The following is a 15,274-nucleotide window of genomic DNA, read 5'->3' on the forward strand; positions in this document are numbered from 1 at the left end:
CACGATATAGATAGAATGCACATAATAGGGGTTTAAAACTCGACGGATAAATAAGCGGTATAAATGTATCGAAATATAAAAATTGCCAATGTAGACATTTAAAATGCTACATTGGCAATTCGTGTTTCTGATATATATTATTTATCTGTTTTGTTAATTTGATCTTTTAAATCTGAAGCTTTATCTTTTGTAGTATCTTGAATATTATTACTTTTATCGTTTAAGTTATCTTTTGCATTTTCTTGTATATTGTCACTTTTATCACTTAGATTAGACTTCGTTTTTTCAGTAGTATTATTTACACTGTTTTCTATTTTTGAATCATTGTTTGATTGTTTTTTAGAGTTCTTTTTATCTTTTTTAATTTCAGCTTTATCTATACTTTCACCATTACGGTTATAATATTGAATAATCGCTAATATATTCATATAGTAAATGGCTAATCTTACAATAATAACGATAATAGATATAATGTAAATTAAAATCATTGCGACAGTTTGTGAAATACCGCCTGTTGAAATTGAAATTAATTGACTAACAGGATTTGCAAGGATAATTACGATTAAGTTTAATAGTAATATACCAAGGTAGAATTTAAACCAAGTTTTCTTACCATTTTTAACGCCCTTGAATCCACGTTTAACAGCTGCCCAAGCACCAACACTAGGATCTTTAACAAATGCTACAGTAAAGTTAATAATTACAATAGCAAAGAACCAATAAATAAATGATTGAATAAAGACGGTAATTGTTGCTGCAATAATTTGGAAAGTTAGTGAAAGACCAAGTGCATGATCAGAACTACTTAATGGACCTTGTAGTGCAGTGAATAATTGCATGATACCTAAATTAAGTACTTTAGATACGAGTAAATTGAGCGCGAATAAAATTAGAATGAACAATAAAGTGAATAAAGCTAATTTTAAACTTTTAAGATATTTACCTTTTTTAAAGACTGAGAATAAATCTTTTAATTTAACCTTGTCTTTATTTAATGCTTTGTCTATAGTGTATATAGTTCCAGCTATTAATGGGTAACCGATTAATACAAAAATCAATAGTGGAATCAGAATTGTTAGTATCAACATAAATATTGAACCACCGATTGGTTGTTGCATTGCCATCGACATTGCGAATTTATAAATTGCAGGTTGAACTGGTATAAACGATAAAATTGTTAAAGCAAATAATATGATAAAACTTACAATTGAAAACAGTATTGTTTTAGCATTTTGGGGTTTTACATTTTGCAAAGCTAGTTTATGATATTTAAACAAATTTTAAGCACTCCTTTTTAGTGATAACAATACGATATCAAAAAATTGAAGATTTTAAAATTAATAGGTAACAAATTGGCTATAAAATGTTAGAATATCCTAATGAGAAAAAGTTGAAAGGAGATATCATCATGAAATTTGCAATTATTACTGATGTACATGGAAACTTTGATGCATTGGAAACCGTTTTGGATGATATTGATAGAAGAGAAGGAATCAATAAAATATTTAATCTAGGCGATAATATCGGAGTAGGGCATGAAACAAATAAAGTGCTTGATGAAATTTTCGATAGAGATGATATGGAAATCATTGCAGGTAATCATGATGAAGCGGTTATGTCGATCGTAAATGATACTCCTTATCCAGAAGACTTAAAGGATAAATTCTATGAACATCATCAATGGATTGAAAGTCATTTAGATGAAGACTATTATGACAAATTAGATGAATTACCACGTGTAATTGAGAAGACTTTTAATAATAAAAAAGTATTGTTTATTCATTATGAAATTGCCAATGAGAAATTAAGTACACCTATTGATGGACAACCTTATAGTCCAATTGTTGAGCCAAGTGAAGAAAACGTTAAAGCATTATTTGAAGACAAGAATGCTGATTTAATCGTTTTTGGACATAATCATACAGTGCATTTTTATGATGACAAATCTACTGTATATTTTAACCCTGGTTCTGTAGGACTTAATAATGGTGCTTATGCAGTATATGGCATTATAACAATTGATGAAAATGAATTCTCATGTGAACGTATTAAAGTTCCGTATGATAATGAAGAATTTATAAGAGGCTTTACTGAAAAACAAGTACCAGCAAAAGATCTAATCTTTGATAAGTTTATTTAAATTATCAACGGTCTATTAAAAATATAAGGTTTCATAAATGAAAAGTGATTTTCCAATTTTGTTTGGAAAATCACTTTTTTTAATGTGAGTGTGAATGATGTGTTGTTTGTTTTGAATAAATTGCAGAACATAAAATATTATTATCATGTAGATGATCAGTTGTTTCTAGTTGTATGGTCATATGTTGAATATTTAAGTGTTCTAATTTATGTTCTAATCTGTTTAAGAGCACTTCACCTTCTTCAATAGTCATCGTATTTGGCACTACAGCATGACAACTTAAAGCATTCATTTCGTTGGAAATTGTCCAAACATGACAATCATGTATATTTTTAATTTTTTCTTCTTCCGTAATCATAGAAAAGACTTGATTCATATTAACATCACTTGGCGTACCTTCCATCAAGATATTGAGAGAAGATTTTGTTATGCCCCAGCTACTTTTAATAATAAGTACAGATACAATGATACTGGCAATTGGATCGGCGATTGTTAAGTTGAAATTCCAGATAAGCACAGCAGCTATAATTGCACCTACTGAACCTAATAAGTCTCCGATTACATGAAGAAATGCGCCACGCATATTAATATTGTGTGATGTGTCTCCGGCCTTAAACATTAAATAAGCAACTATAATATTAACTATTAGTCCGGTAACACTAATTATAAACATTTCTGTGGATTGAACTTCTTGAGGATCAAAGAAACGACCAATAGCTTCAACAATAATAATAATGCCTATAACGAATAATGTGACTCCGTTAAATAATGCAGCCAATATTTCAAATCTTTTATAACCAAATGTTTTATGTTTATTAGCATGTCTTTCAGCATAAATAAAAGCAAGTAGCGCTACACCTAAAGAAATTGTATCACTAAACATGTGTAGACCATCAGAAAGTAATGCCAAACTATTAGAAACAAAGCCGCCAATAATCTCAACAATCATAAAGATTCCAATAATTAGAAAACTAATAAGTAATATTTTTTTGTTATTTGTGTGCACATGACCATGTGCATGATTGTGTCCATGGTGTTCAGATTCAGACATGTCAAACGCCACCTTCCTTATGATTGATGTGTTGCGTGATGTATCGCTTGTTTTAATAGGGTAGTAACATGCGTATCATCTATGGCATATATCATAGATTGACCATCACGTTTAGCTTTCACTAAATGAGCTTGTTTCAGTACACGCAATTGATGAGAAACATTTGATTGGCTCATCTCTAATTTGTGAGCAATATGACCGACACTATTTTCGCCATGCGATAATAAGTGCATAATACGTAAACGATTGCCTTCACTTAATTCTTTGAAAATTTCAGTCACGTTATCAATTGTTTGTGAATCTAAAGATTCATTCATTACGTAAAGCCTCCTTATATTAATACATGAACATTTATTCATATATTAATATAAGGAGGCTTTATTGTCAAAGTATAATTCACTTTAGTTTTAAAATCCTACATAAGTGGTAGACTTTTAAGTAGCAACTACCTTTAAGGAGGCAATAATTTATGAGTATATTAGTAATTGGAGCAAATGGTGGCGTTGGCCAACATCTAGTAAATCAATTAAAAGAACGTGGTGAAAGCTTTACAGCTGCTGTAAGAAAGCAAGAACAAGTAGACGCGTTAAAAGATAAAGGCATAGATGCAACTTTAATAGATGTAGAAACGGATGATATCAAAACATTGACTGAAAAGGTTAAAGGATTCGACAAAGTTGTCTTTTCTGTTGGATCTGGTGGTAACACAGGTGCAGATAAAACAATCAGTGTGGATTTAGATGGCGCAATTAAATCAATTAAAGCAAGTGAAGCCAATAACGTAAAACAATATGTGATGGTTTCAACTTATGATTCTAGAAGAGAGTCATTCGAAGCAAGTGGAGGTTTAAAACCATATACAATTGCGAAACACTATGCTGATGAATATCTTAAACAAGCAGATGTAGGTTATACAATTGTACATCCGGGCGGTTTATTAGATGATGCAGGTACGAATAAAATTGAAGTAGGTGCATTTTTTGAAGGTCGAGGATCAATCCCTCGTGAAGATGTAGCATCTGTATTAACAAAAGTATTGACTGAAGATGACTACTTAAATACTGAGTTCCAAATTGTTAGTGGCGATGAAGAAATTTCAACCGCTTTATCAAATTTTAATAAGTAATTATCGATTTTAGAGCGGACTTTAGAGGGCTAATTTACATAGAAGTGTAAATTGGTTCTTTTTTATTTGAAATATATAGCTTATAATATAAATAAATAGCAAAAATTTGATACAATAATAGATATCGTTTGGAGGTAATTATGAAAATTTCAAACACGAAAATCTATGAACAAATCGCTGACATTCTGTTAGAAAGTATAAAATCAGGGGAGTATCAAGTGGGTGATAAGTTACCTTCTATACAAAAACTTGGTCAACAGTATGGTGTAAGTGTTGCATCAGTGAGAGAAGCATTAAATGCTTTAAGAACAATTGGCATTATAGAAATGAAACAAGGGTATGGCACATTTATTAAGCAAATAGAACCAACCTTTTTTGAATTAGGTGATAAGTTCACGTCGTTAGATCAAATTACAGAACTTTTAGAGTTAAGAGAAATCGTAGAAAGTGCTACGGTAGAAAAGGCTGCCATACATCGTAATGAAGCAGATTTAGTGAGTTTAAAGAAAGCATTAGATGAAATGGGTGAAGCGGTAACCGATGGCACATCTGGGGAAAAAGCAGATTTACAATTTCATCTTTCAATTGCAAGAGCAGCCAAAAATTCATTGCTAGTTGAGCTATTAAATAACATTTCTGAATTAATGCAAGATTCAATGGAAGAAACAAGAAAGATATTTATTTATAGCAAACAAAAAACAATGAATAAACTACATGAAGAACATGTGATTATTTATAATGCAATCGTAGAACAAAATGCTACCAACGCAGTTAAAGCCATGGAGTCACATTTATTAGAAGTTAAAGAAACAATTTTAGCTAATTTTAAAGAGCAATAATATTTGGAAAGCATCTGGGAGTGTGTCAGCAATCTAATTTTTAAAACAGCTTTTGTATTGTGAAGTTAGGTCGGCAAAGAGGACTTAAAAATAGGAATAAAAGCATTAATATAAGCGTAATTTCAATTTAGACAGCTACTGCCAATGTAACAGTATGGTTGCGACAGGTATTTATGTTTCAGTCTTATTGAAAAAAGCACCTATTTCAATTTTAAAAAATGAAATAAGTGCTTTTATTTTTTTGATTTTATTAAGTTTAAGCCAGAAATTTTTTACTTTAGGTTGTTGAGCAATAATAAAAGCCCAAACTAAGGAAGTTTGGGCTTTATCGCAAATTTTATATTTTTGAAAAAGTAATCAGCTTTTTCAAGTACATCATAATAAACTTTTAATTACCTTATATGTAAAACAGATAGAGTCTGTTTTTGTGACTCTATAGTAATTATAATATTTTTAAGTATATAATGGCAAGTATTTTTGTAAAAAATTTACGACAATAATATAATTGTTCATTAAAATGTCGAAAAATGTAATTGAGTCAAATAAAACAATCTATTATGCTTTATAAATAATTGATATAATAACAAGTGATTTTAGTATCATTGAACGTTGAACTAGTCGTTTATAACGCGCAGCGTTATATGATACAATCTTTATAGCTCAAATAAAAAATACAAAACTATACATAAAAATTTCCGTTAAAAGTATTTTATATAGAAAGACTTAAAATTTGAATGAAGCAACTTAAGAATTTGGAGGTGTGATTAATGCCATTATTTTTAAAACCAATTTTCCATGAAAAAATATGGGGTGGCAATAGATTAAAAGAATTAGGATATGATTTACCAAGCGATTGTATTGGAGAAGCATGGGGGATATCAGCGCACCCAAATGGCAAATGTGAGATATTAAATGGACCATACCAAGGTCAAACTTTAGATCAAGTTTGGAATGAGCACAGAGAATTGTTTGGTGATTTTCCAAGCAAAGAATTACCGTTAATGACTAAAATTGTTGATGCTAAGGAAGCATTGTCAGTACATGTTCATCCAGATGATGCGTATGCTTATGAAAAAGAGAACGGGCAATATGGAAAGTCTGAATGTTGGTACATAATCGACGCTAAAGAAGATTCAGAAATTATCTATGGGCTTTCTGCAGAAACAAAAGAGTTAGCCATAGATAAATTAAATGACGGGGAGTATAATGGTTTATTTAATAAAGTTAAAGTTAAACCAGGAGAATTTTATTTTATCCCTGCAGGTACAATCCATTCCATAGGTGCAGGTATTCTAGTGTATGAAACGATGCAATCTTCAGATGTAACGTATCGCGTGTATGATTTCGATCGTGAACATGAGTCAGGACATAAACGTGAACTTGACCAAGGAAAAGCTAAAGACGTCATTGAAATAGCCAATGAAAATATCAATATTGCTACAGATACTGAAATCATTGAAAATCACAAACGTACACAACTCGTATCTAATGATTTTTTCACAATTGTGAAATGGCAAATTTCAGGTACACTAAATTATATGAAACCAAGAGAGTTTGTTCTCGTATCAGTACTTAAAGGTGAGGGACAAGTGATTATTGATGGCGAAGTTTATGATTTAAATCATGGACAAAACTTTATTCTAACTTCAGACGACTTAGATACAATATTTGAAGGAGACTACGAACTAATAGTTAGTTACTTATAGAAAAAATGGAGTGTTTTGAAATGTATAAATTTTTGTATATCTCATTAGTTTGTGGAATGTTAGCAGGTGCAGGCATATTTTTAAAATTACCAATTTTTCCTTCTATGGCATTTCCAGTAATGATAGGGGTAATTGGGATAATTTCATCATTGATTACAATTCCTAATAAAGAGATAAGCGGTTTATTAAAGCTTGGCGGGGTTATGATTAACATCATGCCGATTATGGCTGCGTTTGCCGTAGCGTAATAGCCAATAAGTTTAGTATCTTTACATTATTGTAGAAGATACTTTTTTTGTGATTTTATAAAAAAAACAGAACAAAAACAATTTGAAATATACTTTACGAAGTATCTTATGATTAATTATTTGTGTGCTGTGAGAATTTAGCTGAAAATATTTAAATAAATATTGCAAAATATAATATTTATTTTTACAGTTTTATGTCAAAAGAAATATGCTAAAATGAAACTAAATTGGGAGGTGGCAAGTGTGCAAAAAGTACGGGGTATCATGATGACCTTGGTAATTGCAATGGTTGCAACAATATTAGGAAGTGAATTTCCAGTCATTGGCGGTGCAATTTTTGCTATTATTATAGGAATTATTATCAATAATATAATTTTAATTCCTAAAAAATATGAAGCTGGTATCAAGTATAGTAGCAAAAAGATTTTGCATTACAGCATTATCGTGCTTGGGTTTACATTGAGCTTTCAATCTATTGGTGCAATTGGATGGAAATCGTTACCAATCATTATCATTACTTTACTTGCTGCCTTTATCACTGTGTTTTTGTTAATGAAGATATTTAAAATTAATGAACATCTAAGTATTTTAATAGGGGTTGGAACAGCAATATGTGGTGGATCGGCAATTGCTGCAACAAGTCCAGTAATTAAAGCGAAAGAAAGTGAAGTAGCATTCGCTATTTCTACGATATTTTTATTTAATTTAATAGCAGTATTTGTATTTCCACCATTAGGCCACGTATTAAATATGGGGCAAACTGCATTTGGATATTTTGGAGGAACCGCTATTAATGATACTTCAAGTGTGATTGCTGCAACTTCAAACTATGGCAATACAGCCTTAGAAACAGGGGCAGTTGTAAAATTAACGCGTACTTTAATGATTATACCGGTGGTACTCTTTTTTACATATAGAACGATACGTAAAGAAAAAGCGAAACAAACTGATACATCTATTGCTAAAATATTTCCATGGTTTATTGTATGGTTTATCGTAGCATCTTTAATAAGCACTGTTTTTAATTTTTCACCAACAGTGATACATGTATTCCAACAAATTTCATTGTTTTTAATTACAATGGCAATGGCTGGCATTGGATTAAGTGTTGATTTTAAACAATTTAAACAAGCAGGTATGAAACCGGTAATGCTTGGGTTAGTAACATGGATTGTCGTCATTATTTCAAGTTTAATTACGATGAAGTTGATAAACTTATTGTAATGTTTGTTCAGAAAGAAATTTTTGCATATAATAGGTTAGATAGAATTTTTATATGAGATAAGGAGTATCTAAATGGCAGAGGAAACAAGTTATTTTTGGTTGAACTGCGGATATAATCGCTGGAACCATAATGAACTATTAGTAGGTCAGACGACATTATTTGAATCAGGTGCACAATTTAATCCTTCACAAGGTTTCCGATCATTTAAACAAGCTAAAGTAGGAGACCGTGTTATCTTTTATCAAGTACAAATGGATACTGGTTTATTAGGTTTGGGTGAAATCACAAGTGTACAAACAGGTGCTCAAAATAAAATTCGTGTTCATTTTCAATTACAAGAACAGCTTAAACCATTAACTGCGGATTATTTGAAAAGAAGCGAACAATTAGAATTTAGAATGAGAAATATGAAAGAAACTTTATTTAATCAAATAACACAAGAAGAATTTGAGTTAATTGTTAGTTTAGGTAAAGGAGAAACAAAAATTCCTCGATACTTTTTTATAGCGGAAGAACAAGAGTTCGAACCTAAATCATACAATACAATATATACGCACACATATAACGGTATTAAACGAAATGGTTATCATTTTTACACGCAACTTGAAATAGGTGATCAACTTATTTTTTATAATAAAAATAGAGATCAGTCCGTCATTGGTGTAGGAGAAGTAAGTAAGCATATACATGAAAAAGCACCTATACCTGGGAGAACAAACAGTACTGCAATTGAGGTTTATTTTGAAAAGGAAATTGACCCTGTTTCATTGGGTACATTAAACAAACATCCTAAATTGAAAAATTTATATTATCTTCAAGAAAACGCAAAACAAGCTATTGCTAGCATGTCAAAAACACAATTCGATGCGATTCGTGAAATAAGTAAAAATGATGGTATGAAATCACAGTTTGAAGCTGTTAAAAGTGGTCAGATGATTGATGAACATACTGAAGATTTAAAACCGTTTATTTTACTCGTAGTTGATAAAGGAGAAGGCTTAAAGGCAGCTGAAGATTTATTACAAAAAACGAATGCGAAACCAGTGATAACTTCTGGTCATCCTGACTTTTCTGAAGATATGTTGTACGGGAAGTATTTACCAAATGAAACAGGTGCACTGTACTACAGAGAAGGGTTTATAACGAATCTTATGCCTCGTACAGATAAAAGCTACCTTGTTATAGATAACTTTAATCGTATTGATCCTGATATATTCCAAACATATATCAATGTGCTTGAAGGTTATGAAATAACATTACCACGCTATAATAGAGATGGTAGTATGGTTAAATGGTCTAGAAAAAAAGATTCATTTTATCATTTTAATCCAAATTGGCATATTGTGGGTATCACATATGATGACTTAAATGAAATTAAGCAAAAATATACTGAACAATTTTTGAAATATACAAGAATCGTGAAAGTAAATCAAGACTAATTTTTAAGTCATAACTTATTTAAAGTTAATAATATAAGATAAGCTATGGATATATCCATACTTAAAATAGAAGCATCAATTCATTGCATTTTATCAATGGATTGGTGCTCTTTTAAATTTTCGGAGTTTAAAGTGTTAGTCCGATTTAGTTTAAAACGTCCCATCGGTTATAATTAGAGGATAAATGACAATAAAATAAGATAACGAGTGATATAATGATTTAATTTTATAATTTTAGGATATAATAATAGTGTGGAGAAATCACATTCTCTTATGAAGTGACAATATAATATTTTACTGTTAGGGGTGAAGTATATGCCAATAATATATTATGATGCCAATTGTGTGTATTGCTATAACTATGCAATTTGGCTAATACAAAATGGTTTGTCAAGACGTTATCAATTTGCTGAATTACAAGGAGAAACAGCACAAAATTTATTTGAAAATTATCCTGAAACAAAACAATATGACAGTGTTATATTGCAAGAAGGGGATCATTTCGAATATAAATCTGATGCAATCACTACACTAATCACAACACTGACAAATTATAAATGGATCGGTATATTGCTACATTTGACGCCTAAACCACTTAGAGATTTAGGATATCAATTGTTTGCTGATAATAGGGATAAAATGTGGAAAACGCATTGGCATCAGCCTAATGCTTATGAGCAATCATTTTTTATTGATTGAATAGACGGAGGAAGCAAATATGGAGAACATTGTTGTAATAGGTAGTTCATCAATTGATTTAGTAGTGAAAACAGACGTTTTACCACAAGCAGGTGAAACAGTTATGGGTAATTCATTTTTTACAACTACTGGTGGCAAAGGTGCTAATCAGGCTGTTGCAGCAGCTCGTTTGAGTAATAAGGTCTATATGATAGGCGCTGTAGGCGATGATGAAAATGGTAAACAGATTATTGAGAACTTAGAACAAAACAATGTAGATACAACTTTTATGGATAAAATTGAAAATGAAACATCTGGAACAGCGCATATTACACTGTTTGAAGATGATAATCGAATCATCGTTGTGCCTGCTGCTAATAATCATGTAACGCCTGAAAAAGTGTTACCAAAACTCGAGCGCTTTGGTGCAGGAGATATTATTTTGATGCAACATGAAATACCAGAACATACAATTAAAGAAGTGACAGATTATGCTGTGAAACATGATATGAAAGTAATATTAAACCCAGCACCATATCGTAACATTGACAAAGAAATTATAGATAAAGTGACTTGGATTACACCAAATGAATCAGAAAGTGAACTACTATTTGAAAGCGGAGTAGATGAAGCACTGAAAGCTTATCCTCGTAAGCTTATTGTAACTAAAGGAGCAGCAGGAGCTATGTTTTACAATGATTCTCAACAACTTGTCAAAGGATATAAAAAGAAAGTCGTTGATACTACAGGTGCTGGTGACACATTCAATGGTGCTTTAGCTGTTGCACTAATTGAAAATAAACCTTTAGAAGAAGCCGTTGATTTTGCTAATTTAGCGGGTAGTTTTTCTGTAACTGGATTAGGTGCTCAAGGTGCGATGCCATACAGAAAAGAACTAGATTAAACCCCTTAATTTGGGTATAATATAGTAAGATTATTAAATGACAACACAGATTAAAATAATTCTAATTTAGGTAAGTTAAACACTTTACAGATTATAATGATTATTATATAATAATAAATGTAATCAAGAACTTGAGTTGTCATTTTGTAATGATAATTAAACTTAAAGGAGAGATTTTAGCATGGCAAACAGTAATAAAGACGTAGTAAAAGTATTAAATGAACAAGTAGCAAACTGGACAGTAGCATTTACTAAATTACACAATTTTCATTGGTATGTAAAAGGACCTAATTTCTTCTCATTACACACTAAATTTGAAGAATTGTATGATGAAGCAAGTCAATATATCGATGATTTAGCTGAACGTATTTTAGCAGCAGGTGGAAACCCAGTTGCAACATTAAAAGAAAGTTTAGACCTTGCAATCATTGATGAAGCTGGTAAAGGCTATAAAGCTGAAGAAATGGTAGAAGAACTATCTAAAGACTTTGAAAATATTACAAAACAATTAGAAGAAGCAATTGAAGTTGCTTCAGCTGCTGAAGATGATGTAACAGAAGACATGTTCATCGGTATGAAAACAAATATAGATAAACATAACTGGATGTTAAAATCTTATTTAGGTAAATAAGAGACTTCAGTCACATATATGAATGAATATTATATTTTGATTGAGTGATAAGCTAGTGCGAAAATAATCTAATTTTAGATTATAAGCATCAATCTGTTATCTTTGAAGGATTGCATAGTAGCTGTCTGATAACCAGTCAACGTTGTAGGAGCGAGGAAAAATCAAATTTTGATTTTTCTTCGCTCTTTTTCTATTTAAAAATCGCAACAATTATACAAAAGGCCATGAATATAATCACTATCGCAGTGAATCCATTTATTCGGAATTTCTATATCTTATCCATTTTTCATTAAAAAACAGGTCTTTCAAAACATGCGTTGTTTTGAAGGACCTGTTTTATTTAAATAATGATTTGAAACATCAATTACTCAGCCATTTCGAGTGCGACTTCCATCATTTGTGTAAATGAATTTTGACGTTCTTCAGCTGTAGTTGCTTCATCGCGTAAAATATGATCACTCACTGTGAATATACCTAACGCTTTTTTACCAGCGTAAGTTGCATTTAAGTATAATGCAGCAGATTCCATTTCTATACCTAAGATGCCCATACGTTGCCATCTTTCATTAAACGTTGGATCAGCATTATAGAATGTATCAGATGATAATATGTTTCCTACATGTGTAGTTGCCCCAATTTCATCCGCTTTTTGTTTTGCTTTTAAAACTAAATCGAAATCAGCTAAAGGTGCGTAATGACCTGGAATATTATATTGCTCTACATAACTAGAGTTTGTAGAAGCGCCTTGAGCAATAATTATATCGTAAAGGTTAACGTTTTCTTGTAATGCACCACAAGATCCAATACGGATAATTGTCTCAACATCAAAGAAATTATAAAGCTCATAAGAATAAATTCCAATACTAGGTACGCCCATGCCTGATCCCATTACTGATACTTCTTTCCCGTTATAAGTACCAGTATATCCAAACATATTTCTAACTTCGTTGAATTGTTCAACATTTTCTAAATAGTTGTCAGCTATGTATTTTGCTCGAAGCGGATCTCCCGGCATTAATACTGTTTTTGCAATTTTAGTTCCATTGGGTTGAATATGAGGTGTAGATTTTGTCATAATCATCTTCTCCTTTATGTTCTTTTATCAATTTAAAGATAACATTTGTTTATTATTATTGCGAATTTTTGTAATATAGATAATAAGAGAGTGTTTATAAAGATATCTATTTAATTTTGCTTTATAATAATAAGTGAAATGAATGTTTATTGTAAACAAAAATTAGGAGGATTTAATATGAATTATGCAAAATATATAGATCATACATTACTTAAACCGGAGTCGACTAGAGCTCAAATCGACAAAATTATCGAGGAAGCTAGAGAATTTAATTTTAAATCAGTGTGTCTTAATCCTACACATGTAAAATATGCAGCAGAAAAACTTAAAGATACAGAAGTATTAGTTTGCACTGTAATTGGATTCCCTTTAGGCGCGTCTACTACAGAAACGAAAATGTTTGAAGTTGAAGATGCTGTAAAAAATGGTGCTTCTGAACTTGATATGGTTATCAATGTTGGTGCATTAAAAGACGGACGTTATGAAGACGTACAAAAAGACATTGAAAGTGTTGTTGATGCTGCGAACGGTAAAACAGTTAAAGTAATTATTGAAACATGTCTATTAACAGACGAAGAAATAGTTAAAGCAAGTGAACTAAGTAAAGCAGCAGGTGCTAACTTTGTTAAAACATCAACAGGTTTTGCTGGTGGCGGTGCAACTCCAGAAGACGTGAAATTAATGAAAGATACTGTTGGAGATGACTTAGAAGTGAAAGCTTCTGGTGGCGTGAGAAATCTTGAAGATTTCAACAAGATGCTTGAAGCTGGTGCAACGCGTATCGGTGCGAGTGCAGGCGTTCAAATAATTCAAGGCTTAGAAAGCGATTCTGACTACTAGAATAGTTAAAAAAGGGATATATTATTAAGTTTGTATGATAGACAAACAGGGGAGGCCAACTCATATGAGAATGGTAGATATTATTGAAAAAAAGCGTGACGGACAAGTACTTACGAAAGAGGAAATTGAATTTTTTATAACTGGTTATACAAATGGTGACATACCGGATTATCAAGCTTCTAGTTTAGCGATGGCTGTATTCTTTCAAGATATGAATGATGAAGAAAGAGCTGCGTTAACTATGGCAATGGTTAATTCAGGTGACGTTATTGACTTATCAGATATTCACGGTACTAAAGTTGATAAGCATTCTACTGGTGGAGTTGGAGATACAACTACATTAGTACTTGCACCTTTAGTTGCAGCTGTAGGTGTACCTGTAGCTAAAATGAGCGGAAGAGGACTAGGACATACAGGCGGAACGATTGATAAATTAGAATCAGTTGAAGGTTTCCATGTTGAAATCAGTGAAGAAAAATTCGTTAAGTTAGTTAATGAAGCTAAAGTTGCTGTCATTGGACAAACTGGTAATTTAACACCCGCAGATAAAAAATTGTACGGTCTTCGTGATGTTACTGGTACAGTAAATTCTATTCCACTTATCGCTTCATCAATTATGAGTAAAAAAATTGCAGCAGGTGCTGATGCAATTGTGCTTGATGTTAAGACAGGTAATGGCGCATTTATGAAGACACTTGAAGATGCTGAAGCTTTAGCACATGCTATGGTAAGCATCGGTAATAATGTAGGTAGAAATACAATGGCTATCATTTCAGATATGGGTCAACCTTTAGGACACGCTATAGGTAATGCCTTAGAAGTAAAAGAAGCGATTGAAACACTACAAGGTAAAGGTCCTGAAGACTTAACTGAACTTGTAATGACCTTAGGTTCACAAATGGTTGTAGTGGGCGGCAAAGCAAAAGATTTAGAAGAAGCACGTGCATTGTTAGAAAAATCAATACAAGATGGTTCTGCTTTAGAAAGTTTTAGAACATTTTTAGAGAATCAAGATGGAGATGGCTCAGTGGTAGACGACGTATCAAAATTACCACAAGCCAAATATCAAGTAGCATTACCAGCGGAATCATCTGGTTTCGTAACTGAAATTGTTGCGAATGAAATGGGCGTTGCCTCGATGATGTTAGGCGCAGGTAGACAAACAAAAGACGATGATATCGATTTAAGTGTTGGTCTTGTACTGCATAAAAAAGTAGGCGACAGAGTCGATGAAGGCGAACCTCTATTAACAATACACAGTAATCGCGAAAACGTTGATGATGTAATAGAGAAATTGAACCAAAGTATCACAGTAAGTGAACAAGGTGCAGAACCAACATTGATTCATAAAATTATTACTGAATAGGAGTTG

Annotated in this window: 16 protein-coding genes; 12 read left to right on the forward strand and 4 right to left on the reverse strand. The window is 31.7% G+C overall.

Annotated features, from left to right (window positions below):
• Positions 1-137: 137 nt before the first annotated feature.
• Positions 138-1,277, reverse strand: a complete 1,140-nt coding sequence (locus tag NSR03_RS02180; protein WP_021339802.1) for a hypothetical protein — start codon at positions 1,275-1,277, stop codon at positions 138-140.
• A gap of 131 nt (positions 1,278-1,408) precedes the next feature.
• Here NSR03_RS02180 and NSR03_RS02185 point away from each other — a divergent pair, with 131 nt between their 5' ends.
• Entirely contained in the window at positions 1,409-2,140 is a 732-nt protein-coding gene (locus tag NSR03_RS02185) for a metallophosphoesterase family protein (RefSeq protein ID WP_002507031.1), read from the forward strand.
• A 79-nt stretch (positions 2,141-2,219) separates the two neighbouring features.
• Here NSR03_RS02185 and czrB read toward each other — a convergent pair whose 3' ends face one another.
• Together czrB and NSR03_RS02195 are read right to left on the reverse strand one after the other, a co-directional pair.
• Positions 2,220-3,191, reverse strand: a complete 972-nt coding sequence (gene czrB, locus NSR03_RS02190; RefSeq protein WP_021339801.1) for a CDF family zinc efflux transporter CzrB — start codon at positions 3,189-3,191, stop codon at positions 2,220-2,222.
• A gap of 17 nt (positions 3,192-3,208) precedes the next feature.
• Positions 3,209-3,508 (reverse strand): ArsR/SmtB family transcription factor, encoded by a 300-nt coding sequence (locus NSR03_RS02195; RefSeq protein ID WP_069821182.1) that lies wholly within the window; start codon positions 3,506-3,508, stop codon positions 3,209-3,211.
• A gap of 152 nt (positions 3,509-3,660) precedes the next feature.
• Between NSR03_RS02195 and NSR03_RS02200 the strand changes: the two genes are divergently transcribed.
• The 9 genes from NSR03_RS02200 (at position 3,661) to NSR03_RS02240 (ending at position 11,987) form a co-directional block, all read left to right on the forward strand.
• A complete protein-coding gene (locus NSR03_RS02200; RefSeq protein WP_002507034.1) occupies positions 3,661-4,317 on the forward strand; it encodes an NAD(P)-binding oxidoreductase in 657 nt (218 codons plus the stop codon).
• A gap of 140 nt (positions 4,318-4,457) precedes the next feature.
• Positions 4,458-5,156, forward strand: coding sequence for a FadR/GntR family transcriptional regulator (locus NSR03_RS02205; RefSeq protein WP_021339799.1), 699 nt, complete (start codon positions 4,458-4,460; stop codon positions 5,154-5,156).
• Between the two features lie 767 nt (positions 5,157-5,923).
• Entirely contained in the window at positions 5,924-6,862 is a 939-nt protein-coding gene (gene manA / locus NSR03_RS02210; protein ID WP_069813796.1) for a mannose-6-phosphate isomerase, class I, read from the forward strand.
• A 20-nt stretch (positions 6,863-6,882) separates the two neighbouring features.
• Positions 6,883-7,110 (forward strand): hypothetical protein, encoded by a 228-nt coding sequence (locus tag NSR03_RS02215; RefSeq protein ID WP_002507039.1) that lies wholly within the window; start codon positions 6,883-6,885, stop codon positions 7,108-7,110.
• A 243-nt stretch (positions 7,111-7,353) separates the two neighbouring features.
• The gene (locus NSR03_RS02220; RefSeq protein WP_002511433.1) at positions 7,354-8,334 is read left to right on the forward strand and encodes a YeiH family protein; all 981 of its coding nucleotides are present in this window, start codon (positions 7,354-7,356) and stop codon (positions 8,332-8,334) included.
• A 72-nt stretch (positions 8,335-8,406) separates the two neighbouring features.
• Positions 8,407-9,774 carry an EVE domain-containing protein gene (locus NSR03_RS02225; protein ID WP_056935804.1) on the forward strand — a complete coding sequence of 456 codons (1,368 nt, stop codon included), beginning with the start codon at positions 8,407-8,409 and terminating at the stop codon, positions 9,772-9,774.
• Positions 9,775-10,089: 315 nt separating this feature from the next.
• Positions 10,090-10,473, forward strand: coding sequence for a thiol-disulfide oxidoreductase DCC family protein (locus NSR03_RS02230; RefSeq protein WP_021339796.1), 384 nt, complete (start codon positions 10,090-10,092; stop codon positions 10,471-10,473).
• Between the two features lie 19 nt (positions 10,474-10,492).
• Positions 10,493-11,356 (forward strand): ribokinase, encoded by an 864-nt coding sequence (rbsK, locus tag NSR03_RS02235; RefSeq protein WP_021339795.1) that lies wholly within the window; start codon positions 10,493-10,495, stop codon positions 11,354-11,356.
• Positions 11,357-11,537: 181 nt separating this feature from the next.
• Positions 11,538-11,987 carry a Dps family protein gene (locus tag NSR03_RS02240; protein ID WP_002507044.1) on the forward strand — a complete coding sequence of 150 codons (450 nt, stop codon included), beginning with the start codon at positions 11,538-11,540 and terminating at the stop codon, positions 11,985-11,987.
• A 364-nt stretch (positions 11,988-12,351) separates the two neighbouring features.
• On the opposite strand, the gene deoD is transcribed toward NSR03_RS02240, so the two are convergent.
• On the reverse strand, positions 12,352-13,062 hold the full coding sequence (deoD, locus tag NSR03_RS02245; protein WP_002507045.1) for a purine-nucleoside phosphorylase: 711 nt from the start codon (positions 13,060-13,062) through the stop codon (positions 12,352-12,354).
• Positions 13,063-13,239: 177 nt separating this feature from the next.
• Between deoD and deoC the strand changes: the two genes are divergently transcribed.
• Positions 13,240-13,902 (forward strand): deoxyribose-phosphate aldolase, encoded by a 663-nt coding sequence (gene deoC, locus NSR03_RS02250; RefSeq protein ID WP_069813792.1) that lies wholly within the window; start codon positions 13,240-13,242, stop codon positions 13,900-13,902.
• Positions 13,903-13,966: 64 nt separating this feature from the next.
• Entirely contained in the window at positions 13,967-15,268 is a 1,302-nt protein-coding gene (locus NSR03_RS02255; RefSeq protein ID WP_069813790.1) for a pyrimidine-nucleoside phosphorylase, read from the forward strand.
• The last annotated feature ends 6 nt before the right edge of the window (positions 15,269-15,274 follow it).

Source organism: Staphylococcus sp. FSL W8-1207 (assembly GCF_038003745.1).
In the GTDB taxonomy this organism is placed as follows: domain Bacteria; phylum Bacillota; class Bacilli; order Staphylococcales; family Staphylococcaceae; genus Staphylococcus; species Staphylococcus equorum.

Coding starts and splice junctions, on each gene's coding strand:
- deoC (WP_069813792.1), top strand. CDS start 13,240: ATGAATTATGCAAAATATATAGATCATACATTACTTAAACCGGAGTCG.
- manA (WP_069813796.1), top strand. CDS start 5,924: ATGCCATTATTTTTAAAACCAATTTTCCATGAAAAAATATGGGGTGGC.
- NSR03_RS02255 (WP_069813790.1), top strand. CDS start 13,967: ATGAGAATGGTAGATATTATTGAAAAAAAGCGTGACGGACAAGTACTT.
- NSR03_RS02185 (WP_002507031.1), top strand. CDS start 1,409: ATGAAATTTGCAATTATTACTGATGTACATGGAAACTTTGATGCATTG.
- rbsK (WP_021339795.1), top strand. CDS start 10,493: ATGGAGAACATTGTTGTAATAGGTAGTTCATCAATTGATTTAGTAGTG.
- NSR03_RS02200 (WP_002507034.1), top strand. CDS start 3,661: ATGAGTATATTAGTAATTGGAGCAAATGGTGGCGTTGGCCAACATCTA.
- czrB (WP_021339801.1), bottom strand. CDS start 3,191: ATGTCTGAATCTGAACACCATGGACACAATCATGCACATGGTCATGTG.
- NSR03_RS02195 (WP_069821182.1), bottom strand. CDS start 3,508: ATGAATGAATCTTTAGATTCACAAACAATTGATAACGTGACTGAAATT.
- NSR03_RS02215 (WP_002507039.1), top strand. CDS start 6,883: ATGTATAAATTTTTGTATATCTCATTAGTTTGTGGAATGTTAGCAGGT.
- NSR03_RS02225 (WP_056935804.1), top strand. CDS start 8,407: ATGGCAGAGGAAACAAGTTATTTTTGGTTGAACTGCGGATATAATCGC.
- NSR03_RS02230 (WP_021339796.1), top strand. CDS start 10,090: ATGCCAATAATATATTATGATGCCAATTGTGTGTATTGCTATAACTAT.
- NSR03_RS02205 (WP_021339799.1), top strand. CDS start 4,458: ATGAAAATTTCAAACACGAAAATCTATGAACAAATCGCTGACATTCTG.
- deoD (WP_002507045.1), bottom strand. CDS start 13,062: ATGACAAAATCTACACCTCATATTCAACCCAATGGAACTAAAATTGCA.
- NSR03_RS02240 (WP_002507044.1), top strand. CDS start 11,538: ATGGCAAACAGTAATAAAGACGTAGTAAAAGTATTAAATGAACAAGTA.